Source organism: Egibacteraceae bacterium, assembly GCA_040905805.1.
Taxonomy (GTDB): domain Bacteria; phylum Actinomycetota; class Nitriliruptoria; order Euzebyales; family Egibacteraceae; genus DATLGH01.
This window is the reverse complement of record JBBDQS010000086.1, coordinates 1-17253: the sequence shown is the minus strand read 5'-3', so window position 1 is coordinate 17253 and position 17253 is coordinate 1. Positions and strand designations below refer to the sequence as shown.

Annotated in this window: 17 protein-coding genes; 10 read left to right on the top strand and 7 right to left on the bottom strand. The window is 72.8% G+C overall.

The window, feature by feature from the left end:
- Positions 1 to 126: 126 nt before the first annotated feature.
- Positions 127 to 1053, top strand: coding sequence for a cation diffusion facilitator family transporter (locus WD250_09510; protein MEX2620445.1), 927 nt, complete (start codon positions 127 to 129; stop codon positions 1051 to 1053).
- A gap of 181 nt (positions 1054 to 1234) precedes the next feature.
- Here the strand turns inward: WD250_09510 and WD250_09505 are convergent, their stop codons facing one another.
- The 3 genes from WD250_09505 to WD250_09495 form a co-directional block, all read right to left on the bottom strand.
- Positions 1235 to 1651 carry a DUF6010 family protein gene (locus WD250_09505; GenBank protein ID MEX2620444.1) on the bottom strand — a complete coding sequence of 139 codons (417 nt, stop codon included), beginning with the start codon at positions 1649 to 1651 and terminating at the stop codon, positions 1235 to 1237.
- A gap of 17 nt (positions 1652 to 1668) precedes the next feature.
- Complete coding sequence (locus WD250_09500; protein ID MEX2620443.1) at positions 1669 to 2376, bottom strand: hypothetical protein; 708 nt, start codon at positions 2374 to 2376, stop codon at positions 1669 to 1671.
- 86 nt (positions 2377 to 2462) lie between these two features.
- Positions 2463 to 3545 carry a glycosyltransferase gene (locus tag WD250_09495; protein MEX2620442.1) on the bottom strand — a complete coding sequence of 361 codons (1083 nt, stop codon included), beginning with the start codon at positions 3543 to 3545 and terminating at the stop codon, positions 2463 to 2465.
- 93 nt (positions 3546 to 3638) lie between these two features.
- Between WD250_09495 and WD250_09490 the strand changes: the two genes are divergently transcribed.
- The 4 genes from WD250_09490 (at position 3639) to WD250_09475 (ending at position 7167) form a co-directional block, all read left to right on the top strand.
- Positions 3639 to 5567, top strand: a complete 1929-nt coding sequence (locus WD250_09490; GenBank protein MEX2620441.1) for an acyl-CoA dehydrogenase — start codon at positions 3639 to 3641, stop codon at positions 5565 to 5567.
- Positions 5568 to 5702: 135 nt separating this feature from the next.
- On the top strand, positions 5703 to 6191 hold the full coding sequence (locus WD250_09485) for a hypothetical protein (GenBank protein ID MEX2620440.1): 489 nt from the start codon (positions 5703 to 5705) through the stop codon (positions 6189 to 6191).
- 91 nt (positions 6192 to 6282) lie between these two features.
- Positions 6283 to 6771 carry a DUF456 domain-containing protein gene (locus WD250_09480; protein MEX2620439.1) on the top strand — a complete coding sequence of 163 codons (489 nt, stop codon included), beginning with the start codon at positions 6283 to 6285 and terminating at the stop codon, positions 6769 to 6771.
- 69 nt (positions 6772 to 6840) lie between these two features.
- The gene (locus WD250_09475; GenBank protein ID MEX2620438.1) at positions 6841 to 7167 is read left to right on the top strand and encodes a hypothetical protein; all 327 of its coding nucleotides are present in this window, start codon (positions 6841 to 6843) and stop codon (positions 7165 to 7167) included.
- Here WD250_09475 and WD250_09470 read toward each other — a convergent pair.
- Together WD250_09470 and WD250_09465 are read right to left on the bottom strand one after the other, a co-directional pair.
- Positions 7101 to 8303, bottom strand: a complete 1203-nt coding sequence (locus WD250_09470) for a cupin domain-containing protein (protein ID MEX2620437.1) — start codon at positions 8301 to 8303, stop codon at positions 7101 to 7103. The genes WD250_09475 and WD250_09470 overlap by 67 nt on opposite strands.
- Positions 8304 to 8338: 35 nt before the next feature.
- Positions 8339 to 9223 (bottom strand): fumarylacetoacetate hydrolase family protein, encoded by an 885-nt coding sequence (locus tag WD250_09465; GenBank protein ID MEX2620436.1) that lies wholly within the window; start codon positions 9221 to 9223, stop codon positions 8339 to 8341.
- Between the two features lie 56 nt (positions 9224 to 9279).
- Here WD250_09465 and WD250_09460 point away from each other — a divergent pair, with 56 nt between their 5' ends.
- Entirely contained in the window at positions 9280 to 10875 is a 1596-nt protein-coding gene (locus WD250_09460) for a hypothetical protein (GenBank protein MEX2620435.1), read from the top strand.
- 21 nt (positions 10876 to 10896) lie between these two features.
- On the opposite strand, the gene WD250_09455 is transcribed toward WD250_09460, so the two are convergent.
- Positions 10897 to 12264 (bottom strand): TrpB-like pyridoxal phosphate-dependent enzyme, encoded by a 1368-nt coding sequence (locus tag WD250_09455; protein ID MEX2620434.1) that lies wholly within the window; start codon positions 12262 to 12264, stop codon positions 10897 to 10899.
- 57 nt (positions 12265 to 12321) lie between these two features.
- On the opposite strand from WD250_09455, the gene glgC reads away from it, so the two are divergent.
- The 4 genes from glgC to WD250_09435 all read left to right on the top strand — a co-directional run bounded on the left by glgC (position 12322) and on the right by WD250_09435 (position 16117).
- Positions 12322 to 13557 (top strand): glucose-1-phosphate adenylyltransferase, encoded by a 1236-nt coding sequence (gene glgC, locus WD250_09450; protein MEX2620433.1) that lies wholly within the window; start codon positions 12322 to 12324, stop codon positions 13555 to 13557.
- Positions 13558 to 13857: 300 nt separating this feature from the next.
- Positions 13858 to 14643 carry an RNA polymerase subunit sigma-70 gene (locus tag WD250_09445; protein MEX2620432.1) on the top strand — a complete coding sequence of 262 codons (786 nt, stop codon included), beginning with the start codon at positions 13858 to 13860 and terminating at the stop codon, positions 14641 to 14643.
- A gap of 91 nt (positions 14644 to 14734) precedes the next feature.
- Complete coding sequence (locus WD250_09440) at positions 14735 to 15316, top strand: hypothetical protein (protein ID MEX2620431.1); 582 nt, start codon at positions 14735 to 14737, stop codon at positions 15314 to 15316.
- Positions 15317 to 15658: 342 nt separating this feature from the next.
- Positions 15659 to 16117, top strand: coding sequence for a hypothetical protein (locus tag WD250_09435; protein ID MEX2620430.1), 459 nt, complete (start codon positions 15659 to 15661; stop codon positions 16115 to 16117).
- A 70-nt stretch (positions 16118 to 16187) separates the two neighbouring features.
- Here WD250_09435 and rsgA read toward each other — a convergent pair.
- On the bottom strand, positions 16188 to 17253 hold a 1066-nt coding region (rsgA, locus tag WD250_09430; protein ID MEX2620429.1), incomplete at its 5' end, for a ribosome small subunit-dependent GTPase A.

Here is a 17253-nt window from a genome sequence, read left to right as displayed (position 1 = left end):
GTGCCGGCAAGCCGACGCCGGCCCGGGCCGGCAAGGACCCGACGGGGGGTCCAACCAAAGGGCAGGGCCAGACCGCCGCCGCTCCGAGCGTGCAGCACGGGAGCCGGCCACGGGTACCCTGCGCTCATGCGCGACCACGAGCCCGGTCACGCGCACGGGAGTGCAGCGGCGGCACTGAGTGCCGGCGCACGGTACCGCGGCCGCTTGGCGTGGGCGTTCGCCATCACGCTCGCGTTCTTCGTCGTGGAGCTCGTCGGCGGGCTGCTCACCAACTCGCTGGCGCTGCTGGCCGACGCCGGGCACATGGCCACCGACGTGCTCGGGCTGGCCATGGCGTTGGCGGCCATCCAGGCGAGCCAGCGCGTGACGCTGCGCCCGCAGCACAGCTTCGGTGTGTACCGGCTGGAGATCCTCGCCGCCTTGACCAACGCCGTCCTGCTCGTCGGCGTCGCGCTGTACGTGCTGTACGAGGCGACCAAGCGGTTCTCCGCGCCACCGGAGGTCATGGGCGTGCCGATGCTCGTCGTCGCCCTCGTCGGGCTGGCGGCCAACCTGGTGGCGTTCGCGCTGCTGCGGGAGGGCGCCAAGGAGAGCCTGAACGTGCAGGGCGCCTACCTGGAGGTGCTGGCCGACACCCTCGGCTCCGTCGGGGTCATCGTCGCGGCCGTGGTCGTGGCGGTCACCGGGTGGACCTATGCCGACCCCCTGATCGGCGCGGGCATCGCGCTCTTCGTGCTGCCACGTGCGTGGCGGTTGGGTGGTCAAGCGCTGCGGATCCTCATCCAGGCGGCCCCACCGGACGTGTCGATGGCCGCGGTGCAGGCGGACCTCGCCCGCATCGAGGGCGTCGTGGACGTCCACGACGTGCACGTGTGGACGCTGACGTCGGCCATGGAGGTCGCCTCGGCGCATCTCATGATCGGTGTGGGCGTCGACGCCCACGCGGTCCTGGACCGTGCCCGCGACCTGCTGGCCGAGCGCTACGGCGTCGACCACGCCACCTTGCAGGTCGAACCCGCAGACCACCGGGGGTGCGAGGAGATGACGTGGTGAGGCAGCGCCAGGAGCCCCCGGGCCCGACGTGCTGCCGCCGCTACCGCCCCCCCCCACGCCGACGCCCACCCCCACGCCGACGCCGGGTCCGGATGTGGCCTGCTCACGGCCCTGACCGAGGGCACACTCGCCGACTGAGGGACCGCTGGCGGGGCGCACGACCGGCGACCCGCCGGCGGTCTTACGCGAGCCAGGCCAGGACGAACACGCCCACGAGGACGTCGTAGACCAGGCAGAAGGGCGGGTACCAGCCCGCGACTGTGGTGGTGATCGCCCGCGGGTGGTGCGCCACGTCCCAGATCCCGTGGGCGACGTAGCCCGCGGCGAGCAGCCCGGGGCTCACGAACCAGAGCGACGCGGCGGCCAGGCTCACGAACACGGTGATGCCAGCAGCTTCCACCACCAGCGCCCGGGTGGTGCCGTCCGCAACCGCGAACCCGAGGTAGGCGCCGGCGATGAAGCCGAGCAGGACGGCCAAGAACTGCAGCCCGTTGGTCGGTTCGGGCAGCAGAGCGACGAAGGCCGCGGTGAGCAGCGCCAGCAGCGCTCCGACCAGGGCCGCCCGCTGCCATCCGCCGGTCGAGGCTGCGACGGTCATGCGCGTCAGGGGACCCCTCAGACCAGCTTCGGCGCGTGCCCCGAGCAGTAGAGCCCGACCACCGTGCGGACCACGTAGTCGTCGGCGCCGGCGTGGACGGTGGTCAGCGGCACCCGGCCCACCAGCTCGCTGGCCGTCGCCTTCACCTGGGCGAACGTCTGCCCCTCGTCGAACGCGGTGCACACCTTATCACCGGCTTCCTGGACCTGCGCCGCGGTGGGCGAGAAGACCGAGTCGACGTAGGCGTCCAGGCCGTCGAGCGCCTGCTGGACCGCCGCGGCCGACGGTTGCTGGCGGGGCACCGCGGTGGTGGTCACGGGCGCGTCAGGTGCCGCCGGCGCCGGGGGTGGTGTCGAGGCAGCGGGCTGGCTGGGCACGGGCGGAGCGGGCGGCGGGGCCGCGGGTGCTGGCGCAGTCGGGCCTGGCGCCGGCGCCTCGGGGCGTCCGGCGGCGTCCGCGGAGGTCGTCGCCGTGGCCTCGGGCGCGGGTGGCGCCTCCGCACTTGCTACGGCATCGGCATCGGTCTCCACCGGGACGTCCGCTCCCGCGTCCTGCACGAGCGTCGCGGTGGCCTCGTGTGTGGCCACGGTGACCCCTGACGCCACCGGTCGGTCATCCTGCGATGCGGTGGCGCCTGCGGCCACCGCCACCGCCAGCGCCAGCGCCAGCGTCACGCCGGCCGTTGCCCCAACGATCGATCGGGTCCAGGTCGTGTCCTTGAGCATCCGTGTGCCTTCCCTCAGGAGACCCGCCGTGTCGAGCCCCGCGGTTGGGGGGTCGACTGTCTCGCCGGGGTGGCCGCTCGGACAGGTCAGGGGCGCGGTGTGGGCGTCCGCACGCGCACATCGGCGGACGGCAGGCGCGCTGCGCTGTGGCCGGCCAGCGGTCGGCCCTCACGGCGCGCGCGCCGGCGCTGCCGCGTGGTCACGACATGCCGGACGGCCCCGAGCCCGAAGGCCGCGCCGCTGTACAGGTGGGAGAAGACGTGCCACGGCATGACCCTGAGCACGAAGCCGGCACCGCGGCGGTCGCGCAGGAAGCGCCAGAGCGGTCGGTCGAGCAGCACGGCGACGACCAGCAGCACGAGCGCCGCCCCGGCGGCCGGGGCGGCGGGAGCGGCCACCGCGGCGAGCGCCGCAAGGGTCGACAGGCCCGTCAGGGTGACCTTGGCGCGCGCCGCGACGTCGACGCCGGCCTCGACATGCCGGTTCAGCAGGATCAGCTCGCTCCACGGCAGCGCGCGGTCGCGGACATCGCTGCGCAGCAGCGCACCCCACTGCCACCGCTTCATGTGGCCCACCTGCAGGTGTGCCAGGACGTGGATCTGACCGCCCGCAGCCCGCAGCCGGTAGCCGAGCTCGGTGTCCTCGATGCTGGGGCGACTGTAGGCCTCGCGGAAGCCGCCGAGCGCCTCGAAGCTGTCGCGGCGGATGATCCCGCACGCCCCCCAGAACGTGTGGCCCTCCAAGGGTGCCCGCTGGTGGCGGTGGTGGTTCAGCAGGTTCTTGTACTGCGAGGCGAGGTTGCGCTCGGGCGGGTCGTCGTCGTAGGAGCCGATGGCGGCGTGGACCGTGGGATGGGCCGCGAAGTACTCGGCGGCGACGGCGACCGCGTTCTGGGGCACCAGCACGTCCGCGTCGATGAAGAAGAGGACGTCGGCGGACGTGGCCGACACACCGAGGTTGCGCGCAGCGGCCGGCCCGGCCCGCTCCCCCGTCCACAGCACGCGGGCGCCGCAGGCGCGCGCCACACGGCTCTCGCCCACGTCCGGCCCATCGACGACCACCACGACCTCGGTCGGGGCCGGGCGCAGCCGGGCCACAGCGGCCATACAGCGCCGGAACGTGTCGCCACCCACATGCACGGGGATCACGAGCGCGATCGACGGGACCATCGATGGAGGAGCCTCAGGCACGACGGTGCACCGTCCTCATCGAAGCGTCAGGGGCCCGGACGAGCAGGCTAGCATCTGGCATCCTTGCCGGTCATGGCCACCGCACCGGCGCGCCCACCCGACCCCGATGCCGGCGCGCTGCGCGTGTTCCTCGACGGCGAGCACCGGGCGGTGCGCGAGCGCGGCCGCGCGCTGCTCGACAGCCCGGAGTTCGCGCCCGTGTCGGGTATGACCCGTGCGCAGTACCGCGAACAGGTCTACGCCTGGGCGCACAGCCTCGCGCGAGCGGGCCACACCGGGCTGGGGTTCCCGTCCGAGTTCGGTGGCGGCGGCGATATCGGCGGGTCCGTCGCGGCCTTCGAGACCCTCGCCCACGGGGACCTGTCGCTGCTGGTCAAGACGGGGGTGCAGTTCGGCCTGTTCGGCGGCGCGGTCCTGCACCTGGGCACCCGCAGCCACCACGAGCGCTACCTGCGTGCCATCGCCACCCTCGAGCTGCCGGGCTGCTTCGCGATGACCGAGACCGGCCACGGCTCCAATGTGCAGGGACTGAGGACCACCGCCACCTACGATCCCGCCGCCGGCGAGTTCGTGGTCCACACACCACGGGCAGGCGCCCTCAAGGACTACATCGGCAACGCGGCCGTGCACGGGCGGATGGCGGCGGTGTTCGCCCAGCTGGTCGTGGACGGCACCTCGCACGGCGTGCACGCGCTGCTCGTGCCGATCCGCGACGACCGGGGGACGGTCTGCGAGGGGGTGACGATCACAGACTGCGGCGACAAGGTCGGCCTGGATGGGGTCGACAACGGCCACATCAGCTTCGACCGTGTCCGTGTGCCGCGCAGCGCGCTGCTCGACCGCTTCGGGCACGTCACCGAGGACGGTCGGTACACGAGCCCCATCGACAGTCCCAACCGGCGCTTCTTCACGATGATCGGCACGCTGATCCAAGGGCGGGTCAGCATCTCCGGGGCCGCGCTGAGCGCCACCAAGAGCGCGCTGACGATCGCGGTGCGCTACGGGCTGCGTCGCCGGCAGTTCGGCCCGCCGGACGGCGAGGAGATCCTCCTGCTGGACTACCGCACCCACCAGCGCAGGCTGCTGCCGGCGCTCGCGACCACCTACGCGCTGCACTTCGCGCAGGGCGAGCTCGTGGCCGAGCTCGATCGGATCTTCACCACCGGCGACGACGAGGACCGGGAACGCCGCCAGCTCGAGACGATGGCGGCGGGCCTGAAGGCCGCGACCACCGCGCATGCCACGGCCACCATCCAGGAGTGCCGGGAGGCGTGCGGCGGCCAGGGGTACCTGGCGGTCAACCGCTTCGCCGCGCTCCGGGCCGACACCGACGTCTTCACGACCTTCGAGGGTGACAACACCGTCCTGCTGCAGCTGGTCGCCAAGAGCCTGCTGACCAACTACAGCGAGCAGTTCAGCGACCTCAACCCCTTGGGCATGGCCCGATTCGTCACCGGGCAGCTCGTCGAGGCGTTCGTCGAGCGATCGGCTGCACGCCAGGTCGTCGGCGCGTTGCGCGGCGTGGTGCCCCGGCGGGACGACGACGGGGCCCTCGGTGACCGCACCCTCCACCTGGAGCTGTTCCGGTGGCGCGAGGAGCACGTGCTCGCCGGGGTTGCCCGGCGGATGAAGGCCGGCGTCGACGCCGGCCAGGACTCCTTCGCGGTCTTCCTCGACTGCCAGGACCACGTCCTGACCGCCGCGCGGGCCCACGTGGACCGGTTGACCCTGGAGGCGTTCGTGCGGGCAGTCGACCGCTGTGCGGACGCGGGGCTCGCGGCCACCCTGGACCGCCTCTGCGACCTCTACGCGCTGCACCAGATCGAACGCGACCGTGGGTGGTTCCTCGAGCACGGCCGGCTGACGGCTGCGCGCAGCAAGGCGATCACCAAGGCGGTGAACGACCTCTGCGGCGAGGTGCGCCCCCATGCCCGCGCCCTGGTGGCCGCGTTCGCCGTCCCCGACGCGTTCCTGGCGCCCATCGCACGCGACGAGCCGTAACGACAGGCCCTCGCCCTCGGCACGGTCGCGCAGTTCGCCCTGCCCACCCGTCCACAGGGTGGCCGACCCCGCACGCTCCGATGTCATACCCCCGCCCTACCGTGCCCCTTGCCGAATCTCGGTCAGGAGGACACGATGGCTGTTGACGATCTCGCCCGGCACCGCCGCCTGGAGCAGCGGCTCGTTGAGGTGCTCGGGCCGGAGGAGGCCGCGACATTGCTCGAGCAGTTGCCCCGAGGGCATCACGCCACCAAAGACGACCTCGACGCCGGCGAGGGCCGACTCGGGGGACGCATGGACGGCCTGGACCAACGCATGGACGGCCTCGACCAACGCATGGACGGCCTGGGCCAGCGCATGGTGGAGTTTCGCGACCGGCTGGTCGAACGGATCGACGCCCAAGCCGCCGCGACGCAAGTGCGTATGGAGGGCGTGGAGGGCCGCATGGAAGGGGTCGAAGGAAGGATGGAAGGTGTCGAGGGGCGGCTGACGGCCGTGCTGCACCAGGAGCTGGGTGCCGTGCGCACGGACATGGCGGGGCAGACCCGCACCTTCGTGCTCTCCCAGCTCGGCATGCTCGCCACGCTGGCCGCGCTGGCGTTCATCGCGCTGGGCATCGTCTGACCCCTTGAGCCCTCCTCCCCGCTGCGAGCAGCCCTGGGTCGTGGCAACGGTGCGTACAGATCGCTACTGAGGGGTCAGGGTTAGATGGGTGATGGGTGCGCTGGGGGTGGCCGTCACCGCCCTGGTCATGCTGCTCGGCCTCGTGGGGACGATCGTCCCCGTCCTGCCGGGGCTGGCCGTCATCTGGGTGGCGGCCGTCGCCTATGGGCTGATCGCCGGGTTCGGCGCCGTCGGCACCGCGGCGTTCACCGCCATGACCGTCCTCGCCCTCGTCGGCACGATCGCGCAGTTCGCCCTGCCCACCCGCGGGGGCGCCACCCGCGGTGCGCCGACCACCAGCCTGCTGGCCGGCCTGGCGGGCGCGGTCACCGGGATGGTGGTCATCCCGGTGCTCGGGCTGCCGATCGGTGCGGTGGCGGGCGTGTGGCTCGCCGAGACCGCCCGGCTCCATGACACCCGCGCGGCGTGGCGGGTCACCGTGGGGGTCCTGACGGGGTTCGGGCTGGCCGCCCTGGTCGAGTTCGGCATCGGCACGGTGATGATCGCGTGCTGGGTCGCCTGGGTGCTCCTGGGTCCCTGAGCGTGTACGTCCGGCGAACTTTCCGTCCTGGGACTCAACCGCAGCGTCGTCGGCGCCGAATACACAGCTATGACGACCGCGACCCTGACGCGAACCCCCGCCGGGCCCACGGCGCGCGTCGCCCGCACCGTGATCATCGTGCGCGCCGAGGACGGCGAGCCTCGGGTGTACGTCGACACGCCGATCGGTTGGCGGCTGCGAGCGCCGGCCGGGCGCCTCGACGGCGAGCTGGTCATCGAGCCCGCACTCATCGCCCGGCTCGACCTCGCAGCCGTCGCTGTGCAAACGCGACGCGGGTCCGGCGACGCACAGGCGACGGACAGGCGACGTCAGGCGATGGACTCCGGCGGCGCCGGCTCGTCACCGGCCAGGCCGCGCGCCCACGACCACGGGTAGCCGTCGTCCTCGCACGCCCGCGCGGCCGGCGCGAGCAGCAGCGGGCGGAAGGTGTCGAGCATGACCGCGGTCTCGTCGGTGGACTCCTTGCCGATGGAGGCCTCGACGCTGCCGGGCTGGGGACCATGGGTGAACCCGGCGGGGTGCAACGTCATCGACCCGAGCTCGATGCCCGCACCCTTGCGGCTCATGAAGTCCCCGCCCACGTAGAACAGCAGCTCGTCGGAGTCGACGTTGGCGTGGTTGTAGGGCGCGGGGATCGCCTCGGGGTGGTAGTCGAACTTGCGGGGCACGAAGCTGCACACGACGAACCGTGGCCCGGCGAACGTCTGGTGGACCGGCGGAGGCTGGTGGATGCGCCCGGTGATCGGCTCGAAGTCGGCGATGTTGAAGGCGTGGGGGTACAGGCACCCGTCCCATCCCACGACGTCGAACGGGTGGTGGGCGTAGGTCAGGCGGGTCACACCGCCGCGGTGGGCGACCAGGACGTCGGTCTCGCCGGCCTCGACCACCAACGGCTCCTCCGGGGCGCGCAGGTCGCGCTCGTGGTACGGGGCGGCCTCCAGGAACTGCCCGCGCCGCGTGAGGTAGCGGTCCGGGGTGCCGATGTGGCCCGCGGCCGCCACGATCAGCAGCCGCGACGGCGTCCCGGTCGGCTCGGGGACCCACCGGTGGGTCACACAGGCCGGGACCACCACGTAGTCCCCGGTGCCCACCACCAACCGCCCGTAGCTGCTCTCCAGGGTCAACGTCCCGGACTCGACGTACACCAGCTCGTCGCCGACGGCGTTGCGGTACAGCGGGCTCGTGGCGTCGACCGCCGCGTAGGAGAGCCGGACGTCGTCGTTGGCCATGAGCAGCTGACGCCCCCGGACCGCGTCCCCGACGATCCGCAGCCTGTGGGTGCGCAGGTGGCGGGGCTTCAGGGGGTGGTTCGCCAGGAGGCCGTCCGGGCCGGCGGTCTCCGGCTCGGCCGCGACGATCGCCGTCGGGATCTGGCGGTGGTACAGCAGGGCGGCATCGGAGGAGAAGCCGTCCGCCCCGACCAGCTCCTCGGCGTACAGGCCACCGTCGGGTCGTCGGAACTGGGTGTGGCGTTTGCGGGGCACCTCTCCCACACGGCGGTAGTACGGCATCGTCGGCGCCCCCTTCCTGCCTGCAGGGTAACCGGCTACGTGATCGTCGTCTCCAGCACGCCGATGCCGGCGACCTCCAGCTCGACCACGTCGCCGGGGGCCAACCACGGGTAGCACGCGTCGCCGTGCACCGACGACAGCTCCAGGATGCAGCCGGTGCCCACCGTGCCCGACCCGATCACGTCGCCCGGGACCACGCGGCTGTCACGGGAGGCGTGCACGATCATCTCGGCGAACGTGTGGTGCTGGTCGGCGAGCTCCCCACGCGACCACTCGATCCCGTTCACCCGTGCGACCATCGTGGCGCTGGGTCGCTCACGGGTGCCCCCCAGCTCATCGGGGGTGACCAGCACGGGACCGAGCACGCTGGCGAAGTCCTTGCCCTTGGACGGTCCCAGCCCGGCGCGCATCTCGCGCGCCTGCACGTCCCGGGCCGACAGGTCGTTGAGCACCGTGTAGCCGGCGATCGCGTCCAGGGCTGCCGCCCGGTCGAGGTCACGCCCCTCCCGACCGATGACCGCCGCCACCTCGAGCTCGTAGTCGAGCTGGGCCGTGCGGGGACGGCCCACCGTCGTCCCGGGCCCGTGGACGACGTGGGGGTTCGAGAAGTAGAAGACGGGCAGCTCGTACCACTCGTCGGGCACGGGCAGCCCCCGCGCGCCGCGGACGGTGGCCACATGCTGCTCGAACGCCGAGAAGTCGCGGATCGACGGCGGCTGCCGGACCGGTGCCAGCAGCTGCACCGCAGCGACGGGGACGGCCGGGCCCGCCGCGTCCGGAGGCCCGCCCGCCATGGCCAGGGCGACGACGGCAGCGTCGCCCTCCGCCGCCCCCCCCACCCGGGCGGCCGGCCGCACCTGCGTGCCGTGCAGGGTGCCGACCCACTCCCCCGCGGCGTCCCGCCACCGCGCCACCCGCATGCGCCCCGCCTCCCGGCCGTGTGAGAGCGCCAGCCTGCCACAGGTAGGCTCCGCGCATGAGCGACAACCAGTCCGTCCTGCAGCTCCAGCCCGTCCAGGCGGCCATGGCCGAGCTGGCGGACCTCGACGCGGTCAGCAGCCTGTACCACCGCGACCCGGCCCTGTGGACCCGCTCCCCCGGCGCCCAGCAGTCGATCGTGGAGCGGTTCGGCTGGCTCGACGTCGTCGGCGGCTTCCCCGAGTGGCGCGAGCAGCTCCCGGCGTTCGCCCGGGAGGTGCGCGCCTCAGGCCTTGACCGCGTGCTCCTGGCGGGCATGGGCGGCTCCAGCCTGGCCCCGGAGCTGTTCGCCCGGGTGTTCGCCGGCCAGACCGACGGCGCGGCGCTGACCGTGCTCGACTCGACCCACCCGGTCGCGGTGGCCCGCGCCCTGGACCCCGCGGACCTCACCACCACCCTGGTGCTCGTGTCCAGCAAGTCGGGCGGCACCGAGGAGACGCGGGCCTTCGCCGCCCGCGCCGGCGCCGTCGTGCCCGACCACCGCCACCTCGCGGCGATCACCGACGGCGGGTCGGCGCTTGAGACCCAGGCGCGCGACGAGGGATGGCGTGCGGTGTGGACCAACCGGGCCGACATCGGGGGGCGCTACTCCGCGCTCTCGATGTTCGGCATGCTGCCCGCCGCGCTCCTCGGCGTGGACATCGACCGGGTGTGGGCGTCGGGTGCGGCGATGAACGCGCGCTGCACGCCCAGCGTCCCGCTCGCGGGGAACCCTGCCGCGCAGCTGGCGGCGTTCATGGGCGGACTGGCGCGGACGGGCCGCGACAAGCTCACCCTGCTGCTGCCCGACGCGCTCGCGTCCCTGGGCGACTGGGTGGAGCAGCTCGTCGCGGAGTCCACCGGCAAGGACGGCGTCGGCGTCGTCCCCGTCGTCGGCGAGTCCCTCGGGGCCCCCGAGGCGTACGGCGAGGACCGCGCGTTCGTCGTCTGCACCCTCGCCGGTGCCGGCCCCGACGCCGGTGCGCTCGCCGCCGCGGGCCACCCGGTGCTGACCCTGGACCTCACCGACCGCGAGGACGTCGGCGGCGCCTTCGTGCAGTGGGAGATCGCGACGGCGCTGGCCGGCGCCCTGCTCGGGGTCAACCCCTTCGACGAGCCCAACGTCACCGAGTCCAAGACCAACACCCGCGCGGTGCTGGCCGAGGCCGCCGGCGGGGCGCTGCCCGAGCCCGAGCAGGGCGACGTCGCCGGTCTGCTGACCGGCCTGGAGCCCGGCGACTACCTGTCCCTGCAGGCCTACCTGCCGCCGGGGCCGGACTGGGCCGCGCCGCTCGCCGCCCTCCGCGAGCTCGTGCGCGCCCGCACCACGGTCGCCACCACCTTCGGCTGGGGCCCGCGCTTCCTGCACTCCACGGGCCAGCTCCACAAGGGCGGGCCCGCCACCGTCGCGGCGCTGCAGATCGTGGACGCTCCCACCGGCGGCCCGGACGTGCCCGGGCGCCACTACGACTTCGCCACGCTCGTGCGGGCCCAGGCGGTCGGTGACCTGCGCAGCCTGCGCGACCATCGCCGGCGGGCGGTCCAGTACGCCGTCAGCGGACCCGACGACCTGACCCGCCTGGTGGAGCGCGCCCGCACCGCCCTGGGGTCCTAGCGCACCCCCTGCGGGCGGCTCCTACAGGCCGACGTCGGGCAGGCGGGTCAGGGCCTCGTCGACCTTCTCGGTCGGGTAGGCGAAGTCGACGAGGTCACCGGCGAGGTAGCGGTCGTAGGCGCCCATGTCGAAGTGGCCGTGTCCGCACAGCGCGGTGAGCAGCACCTTCTCCTCGCCGGTCTCCGTGCAGCGCCGGGCTTCCTCGATGCAGGCAGCCAGGGCGTGCGTCGGCTCCGGCGCCGGCACGATTCCCTCCGTGCGGGCGAACAGCACGCCGGCCTCGAAGCACTCGGTCTGGTCCTTGGCGACCGCGTCGAACAACCCGAGCTCGTAGACGTGGGACAGCAGCGGTGACATGCCGTGGTACCGCAGACCCCCCGAGTGGATGGGCTCGGGGACGAAGTCATGGCCGAGCGTGTGCATCTTGATGAGCGGCGTCATGCCGGCGGTGTCCCCGTAGTCGTAGGCGTAGCGACCCCGGGTCAGCGACGGGCATGCCGCCGGCTCGACGGCCAGGAAACGCGCGTCGAGGTTGCCGGCCAGCTGCTCGCGCAGGAACGGGAAGGTCAGCCCCGCGAAGTTCGAGCCGCCCCCGGTGCACCCGACGACCAGGTCGGGGGTGTCGCCGGCCTTGGCCATCTGCAGCAGGGCCTCCTCGCCGATGACCGTCTGGTGGAGCAGCACGTGGTTCAGCACGCTGCCCAGGGCGTAGCGGGTGTCGGCGTCGCCCGCGGCCACCTCCACCGCCTCGCTGATGGCGATGCCGAGGCTGCCGGGGCTGTCGGGATCGGACTCCAGGATCTTGCGCCCCGCCTCGGTGCGGTCGGAGGGGCTCGGGTGCAGGGTCGCGCCGAACAGCTCCATCATGGACTTGCGGTAGGGCTTCTGGTCGAACGAGGCGCGGACCTGCCAGACCTCGCACGACAGGTCGAACAGGGCACAGGCGAACGCGAGCGCCGAGCCCCACTGGCCCGCGCCCGTCTCGGTGGTGAGCCGGCGGACCCCCTCGGCGGCGTTGTAGTACGCCTGCGCGACCGCGGTGTTGGGCTTGTGGCTGCCGGCCGGGGAGCCGCCCTCGTACTTGTAGTAGATGCGTGCTGGGGTCCCGAGGGCCCGCTCCAGGCGGTGCGCCCGGTACAGGGGCGAGGGCCGCCACAGCCGGTAGGCGTCGCGCACGGCGTCGGGGATGTCCACGTACCGGTCGGTCGTCACCTCCTGGCCGATCAGGGCCATCGGGAACAGCGGCGCGAGGTCGTCGGGGCCGATCGGCTCGTGCGTCGCCGGGTGCAGGACCGGTGGCGGCGGCGCGGGCAGGTCGGCGACGAGGTTGTACCAGCGGCGCGGCAGCTCGTCCTCGTCCAGCAGGATCTTGGTCGGTGCGGCCCCCATGGCATCTCCTGTCGGGCGGTGACCGGGACACCATAGCGTCCGCGGTAGGGTGACGCGATGCCAACCAACAGAGATGTTCTCGCCATGGTCCTGGCCGGAGGCGAGGGTCGCAGACTCGCCCCGCTGACGAAGGACAGGGCAAAGCCGGCGGTGCCGTTCGGCGGGCTGTACCGCCTCATCGACTTCGCGCTGTCCAACCTCATCAACGGCGAGCTGCGCCGGGTGGTCGTGCTCACCCAGTACAAGAGCGAGAGCCTTGACCGCCACATCGCCACGACGTGGCGACTCTCGCCCCTGCTGGGCAACTACGTGGTGCCCGTGCCGGCGCAGATGCGCCGCGGTCCGCACTGGTTCTCGGGATCAGCGGATGCGATCTACCAGAACTTCAACCTCATCAACGACGAGCGCCCGTCGCACGTCGCGGTGTTCGGCGCCGACCACATCTACCGCATGGACCCGCGCCAGATGATCCGCCAGCACATCGAGACGGGAGCCGGGGTGACCGTCGCCGGCATCCGGGTCCCGAAAGACCAGGCCGACCAGTTCGGCGTCATCGAGGTCGAGGACGCCCCGAAGATCGCCGCATTCCACGAGAAGCCGTCGGTCGCCGTCGGCCTCCCCGACGACCCCGACTCGATCTTCGCCTCCATGGGCAACTACGTGTTCACCACGTCGACGCTGATGGAGGCGGTCGCGGCAGACGCCAAGGACGAGTCGAGCGCGCACGACATCGGGGGCAGCATCATCCCGATGCTCGTCGACAACGGCGATGCCCACGTCTACGACTTCTCCGGCAACACCGTCCCGGGCGCCACCGACCGGGACAGCGGGTACTGGCGCGACGTGGGCACGCTCGACTCCTACTACGACGCGCACATGGACCTGATCTCGGTGCACCCCATCTTCAACCTCTACAACCGCCGGTGGCCGATCTACACCTGGATCCCCCCCACTCCCCCGGCCAAGTTCGTCTTCGACGACGACACGCGCCGCGGGTCCGCGTACACGTCCATGGTCAGCCCTGGTGTGGTGGTGTCGGGAGGGACGGTGGCCCGGTCGGTGCTGTCCCCGGGGGTGTTCGTGCACTCCCACGCGTCGGTCGAGGGCTCGGTCCTGCTGCACGACGTCGATGTCGGCAGGAACGCGGTCGTGCGCAACGCCATCGTCGACAAGGGTGTTCGCATCCCGACGGGTGCGCAGATCGGGGTGGACCTCGACGCGGACCGCGAGCGCTTCACCGTCTCCGACAACGGCGTCGTCGTCATCGGCAAGAACGTGCGCATCGAGACGTGAAGGCGGCGCTGCTCACCCGCGAGTACCCGCCGGACGTCTACGGCGGCGCGGGCGTGCACGTCGCGATGGTCGCCGGCGTCGCCGGGTGCGACCTAGTCCACAGCCACACGTGGTACGCCAACCTGGCCGGCCACCTGGCCAAGCTGGCCTACGCGATCCCCCACGTGGTCACCGCCCACAGTGGCCCGGCCACTGCCTGGGGACGCGGCCCGGCCAGACCACCACCCCCACACGGGCGGCGTTGGTCCGGTCACATCGCCCGGGCGCCATGCGAACCCTCCCGGCGCGACCGCGGTAGAGATGCTGATCGGCCACTCCCCCGCCGGCGCGCCCTTCTATGATGCCCGCATCCTTCGGAACCACCCCGACCTGGAGCCCTACCGCCTGGAGCTGACCGGCTACTGCTACCGCATGCTCGGGTCCGCGTTCGACGCCGAGGACGCCGCCCAGGAGGCGCTGGTGCGCGGGTGGCGGGCCATGGACCGCTTCGAGGGCCGGTCGACCGTGCGGACGTGGCTGTACCGCATCGCGACCAACGTCTGCCTGGACATGGCCGACACCCGCCGGCGCCGGGCCCGCCCCATGGACCTCGGGCCCTCGTCGACCGTCGCGGAGGCGCGGCTGGTCACCCGGCCGGAGGCGACGTGGGTCGAGCCGGTGCCCGACCATCGCGTGCTCGCCCTCGGGGACGACCCCGCCGACCTCGCCGTCGCGCGCGACTCGGTGCGCCTCGCCCTGATCGCGGCGCTGCAGCACCTGCCGCCGCGCCAGCGTGCGGTGCTGATCCTGCGCGACGTCCTGCGCTGGCAGGCTGCGGAGGTCGCCGAGCTGCTCGACACCTCGCTGGCGTCAGTGAACAGCGCCCTGCAGCGTGCGCGGGCCTCGCTGGCCGCACAGAACCTCACCGCCACCGAGGCCCGACAGCCGCTGGACGAAGAGCAGCGCACGCTGCTCGACCGCTACGTCGACGCCTTCGAGCGGTACGACATCGACATGGCAGGCGGCCGGGTGGTCGCGAACCACGCCTTCCTCGACACCGATCGCCTGTTCCCGCTGTTCGGCCTGCCACCCCGCCTCGATCCCTGACGCCTCCCGGGGTGTTGTCGTCGCGCCCACACGCTCGTCCGAAGCTCAGGAGGTGGGCTGGTCCCGTCGTGGCCTAGGATCATGGCGCCCGGTGACCGAGTTGAGACGTCACCCCCACGAACAGGACCGTGCCGCCATGCCTGACCCCGCCGCCGTTGAGGACGCCATCGCCGCTGCCCGGGCGGCGGTGGCCACCGACGTGACCAACGTCGCCGCAGCGATCGATGCCGCGGTGACCGACATCGACGAGCAGCTGGCGCTCCTGCACGAACGTCGCAAGCGCCTGGACACGGCGCTGGCGGCGGTCAACGACCAGATCGCCGACGTCGACGCCCACCGCGAGGCACTGATCGCCGCGCGCGCCCAGGCACCCACAGACACCAGCGAGCGCGACGCGGACGCTGCCCGAGCGGACGGCACAGACGCAGGCGACGGCGAGTACCTGGAGTTCACCGAAGAGGAGCTGGACCCGGCCGTGGCCCGCACCGAGCGCATCATCACCGTGCTCACCCGGGCGCAGTACCCCATGGCGGCCGCAGACATCACCGACATCCTGAACGAGTTCGGTGACGATACGACGTCGAAGGTGGTCAGCGGCACCATGTCCAGCCTCGTGCGACGCAACGCCGTCACCAAGGCCGGGCCGGGCCTGTACGCCGCCACCACCACCTGACCCGCAGGGGCCGGGAGCCATCAGGCCGCCCTGGGAGTCGGGCTATGCCGCCGCGGGCTCCTCGAGCGGTGCTCGCAGCCAGCTGACCATCTGCCGCAGGACCTCGTAGGCGGCGAGCCGGCCCTCGTCGGTGTCGGCGTCCTCGGCTTCGTCTCCAGGGGGTCGGCGAGGGAGTACGCCGCGACCGGGACGTCCGTCCCTGGCCTTGGGGTCGTTCGCCCCTGCCCCCGACGGTGTCGACACGCCATTGTCTGAGTTGTCACCCGCACCACCCCGACACGAATTTCGTTCACCTGGCTCGCCGCACGCGGCGGGCACGACCCAAGAAAGGGAGCCACCGATATGGACTTCCGACGAATCGCCTCCATCAGCGCCATCGCGCTCGGCATCCTGCTGGTCCTCGGTGGCATCGGCACGTGGTCCGTGGTCAGCTCCACGCTGGCCGACCAGAACATCACCACCCCCGAGGACGCCCTGCTGCCCGAGCGTGCGGTGCGCGGCCCCTTCACCGCCTACGCCCAGGCCGAGATCATCGAGCAGCACGCGCTGGAGTCCACCGGCGGCCTGACCTACGCCGAGCTCGACCGCGACGATCCGTTGCGGGACACGGCGATGAACGCCTCGTTCCTGCAGGCGTCCCTCTTCACCTCGGTCCTGGCGTTCGGGGTGTCGGCCATGGCCATCGCCATGGGCGTGCTGTTCGTCCTCATCGGGTTGGGCATCCGCGACGTGAAGCGCCGGGTCGACGATATCGCGCCGACCGCCTCGACCGATCGGCGGACGGTGGCGGCCAGCTCCTGAGGGACGCTGACCCGTCCGGGCCCGCACCGGCCACCGCCGGCTGCGGGCCTTGCGCTGCCACGCCCGACACTCAGGACCAGTCGGGGTCTCGCCGCCGCTCATCGGGCAGCGGCGGGACCAGGCGGTCCTGGCGGTCCTGGCGCTTCGGCGCGGTCCGGCCCGTCCTGGCCTCGGCGCGCCGCGCCGCCGTGGCGACCTCGCGCCGCAGTTCGTGGAAGGAGGACACCCGGACCGGATCGAGCTCCCCCGCGGCGACCGCGGCCTGCACCGCACAACCCGGCTCGACCTCGTGCCCACAGTCGGCGAACCGGCAGGTCGCGGCACGCTCGAGGACGTCGGCGAAGGTGTGCTCGAGCCCGCCCTCCTGGCCGGCGGTCAACGCCACGCCGCGGATGCCGGGGGTGTCCAGCAGCACACCCCCGCCCGGCAGCGGCACGAGCTCCCGCGCCCGCGTCGTGTGCCGGCCCTTGAAGTCGCCGCGAACGCCGCCGATGGCTTGCACGTCGGCGCCGATCAGCGCGTTGACCAGCGAGGACTTGCCAGCCCCGGACTCCCCGATGACCACGCCGGTCTCCCCCGGCGGCAGGAGCTCGCGGAGACGGTCGATCCCCTCCCCGGAGAGGCTGCTGGCCTCCACCACCTCCACGCCGACGGTGACCCGTTCGGCCTCGGACACGACGGCGGCGGGCGCGGGCACGAGGTCGGCCTTGGCCAGCACGACCACCGGGGTGGCACCGCTCGACCAGATGATGGTCAGCAGCCGATCGAGGCGGGAGACGTTGAGCCCTCGGTCGAGCCCCACCACGACGAACCCGGTGTCGACGTTGGCGGCCAACAGCTGGGTGTCCCCGGCCCGACCGGCGTCGTGGCGTGCCAGCGCCGACCAGCGCGGCAGGACCGCAGCCACCGCGGGCTCCGCCGCCCCGCTCAGCAGCACCCAGTCCCCGGTGGTCACATCGATGCCCCGGCTGGCAAGGCGCACGGTCCCCGACGCGGTGATCGCCGTCAGTGCGCCCCGGTCCACCCGGGCGACCCGACCAGGCGGCAACCTGGGGTCGGCCGCCGCACGGACGCGGGCCTGGACACGCTCGTTCCACCCGTAGGGGGCCAGCGGGTGCGCCACGAGATTCACAAGT

What these genes read in the sequence shown, in the direction of transcription:
- WD250_09510 (MEX2620445.1), top strand. Translation starts at nt 127, where the DNA reads ATGCGCGACCACGAGCCCGGTCACGCGCACGGGAGTGCAGCGGCGGCA.
- WD250_09505 (MEX2620444.1), bottom strand. Translation starts at nt 1,651, where the DNA reads ATGACCGTCGCAGCCTCGACCGGCGGATGGCAGCGGGCGGCCCTGGTC.
- WD250_09500 (MEX2620443.1), bottom strand. Translation starts at nt 2,376, where the DNA reads ATGCTCAAGGACACGACCTGGACCCGATCGATCGTTGGGGCAACGGCC.
- WD250_09495 (MEX2620442.1), bottom strand. Translation starts at nt 3,545, where the DNA reads ATGGTCCCGTCGATCGCGCTCGTGATCCCCGTGCATGTGGGTGGCGAC.
- WD250_09490 (MEX2620441.1), top strand. Translation starts at nt 3,639, where the DNA reads ATGGCCACCGCACCGGCGCGCCCACCCGACCCCGATGCCGGCGCGCTG.
- WD250_09485 (MEX2620440.1), top strand. Translation starts at nt 5,703, where the DNA reads ATGGCTGTTGACGATCTCGCCCGGCACCGCCGCCTGGAGCAGCGGCTC.
- WD250_09480 (MEX2620439.1), top strand. Translation starts at nt 6,283, where the DNA reads ATGGGTGCGCTGGGGGTGGCCGTCACCGCCCTGGTCATGCTGCTCGGC.
- WD250_09475 (MEX2620438.1), top strand. Translation starts at nt 6,841, where the DNA reads ATGACGACCGCGACCCTGACGCGAACCCCCGCCGGGCCCACGGCGCGC.
- WD250_09470 (MEX2620437.1), bottom strand. Translation starts at nt 8,303, where the DNA reads ATGCCGTACTACCGCCGTGTGGGAGAGGTGCCCCGCAAACGCCACACC.
- WD250_09465 (MEX2620436.1), bottom strand. Translation starts at nt 9,223, where the DNA reads ATGCGGGTGGCGCGGTGGCGGGACGCCGCGGGGGAGTGGGTCGGCACC.
- WD250_09460 (MEX2620435.1), top strand. Translation starts at nt 9,280, where the DNA reads ATGAGCGACAACCAGTCCGTCCTGCAGCTCCAGCCCGTCCAGGCGGCC.
- WD250_09455 (MEX2620434.1), bottom strand. Translation starts at nt 12,264, where the DNA reads ATGGGGGCCGCACCGACCAAGATCCTGCTGGACGAGGACGAGCTGCCG.
- glgC (MEX2620433.1), top strand. Translation starts at nt 12,322, where the DNA reads ATGCCAACCAACAGAGATGTTCTCGCCATGGTCCTGGCCGGAGGCGAG.
- WD250_09445 (MEX2620432.1), top strand. Translation starts at nt 13,858, where the DNA reads ATGCTGATCGGCCACTCCCCCGCCGGCGCGCCCTTCTATGATGCCCGC.
- WD250_09435 (MEX2620430.1), top strand. Translation starts at nt 15,659, where the DNA reads ATGGACTTCCGACGAATCGCCTCCATCAGCGCCATCGCGCTCGGCATC.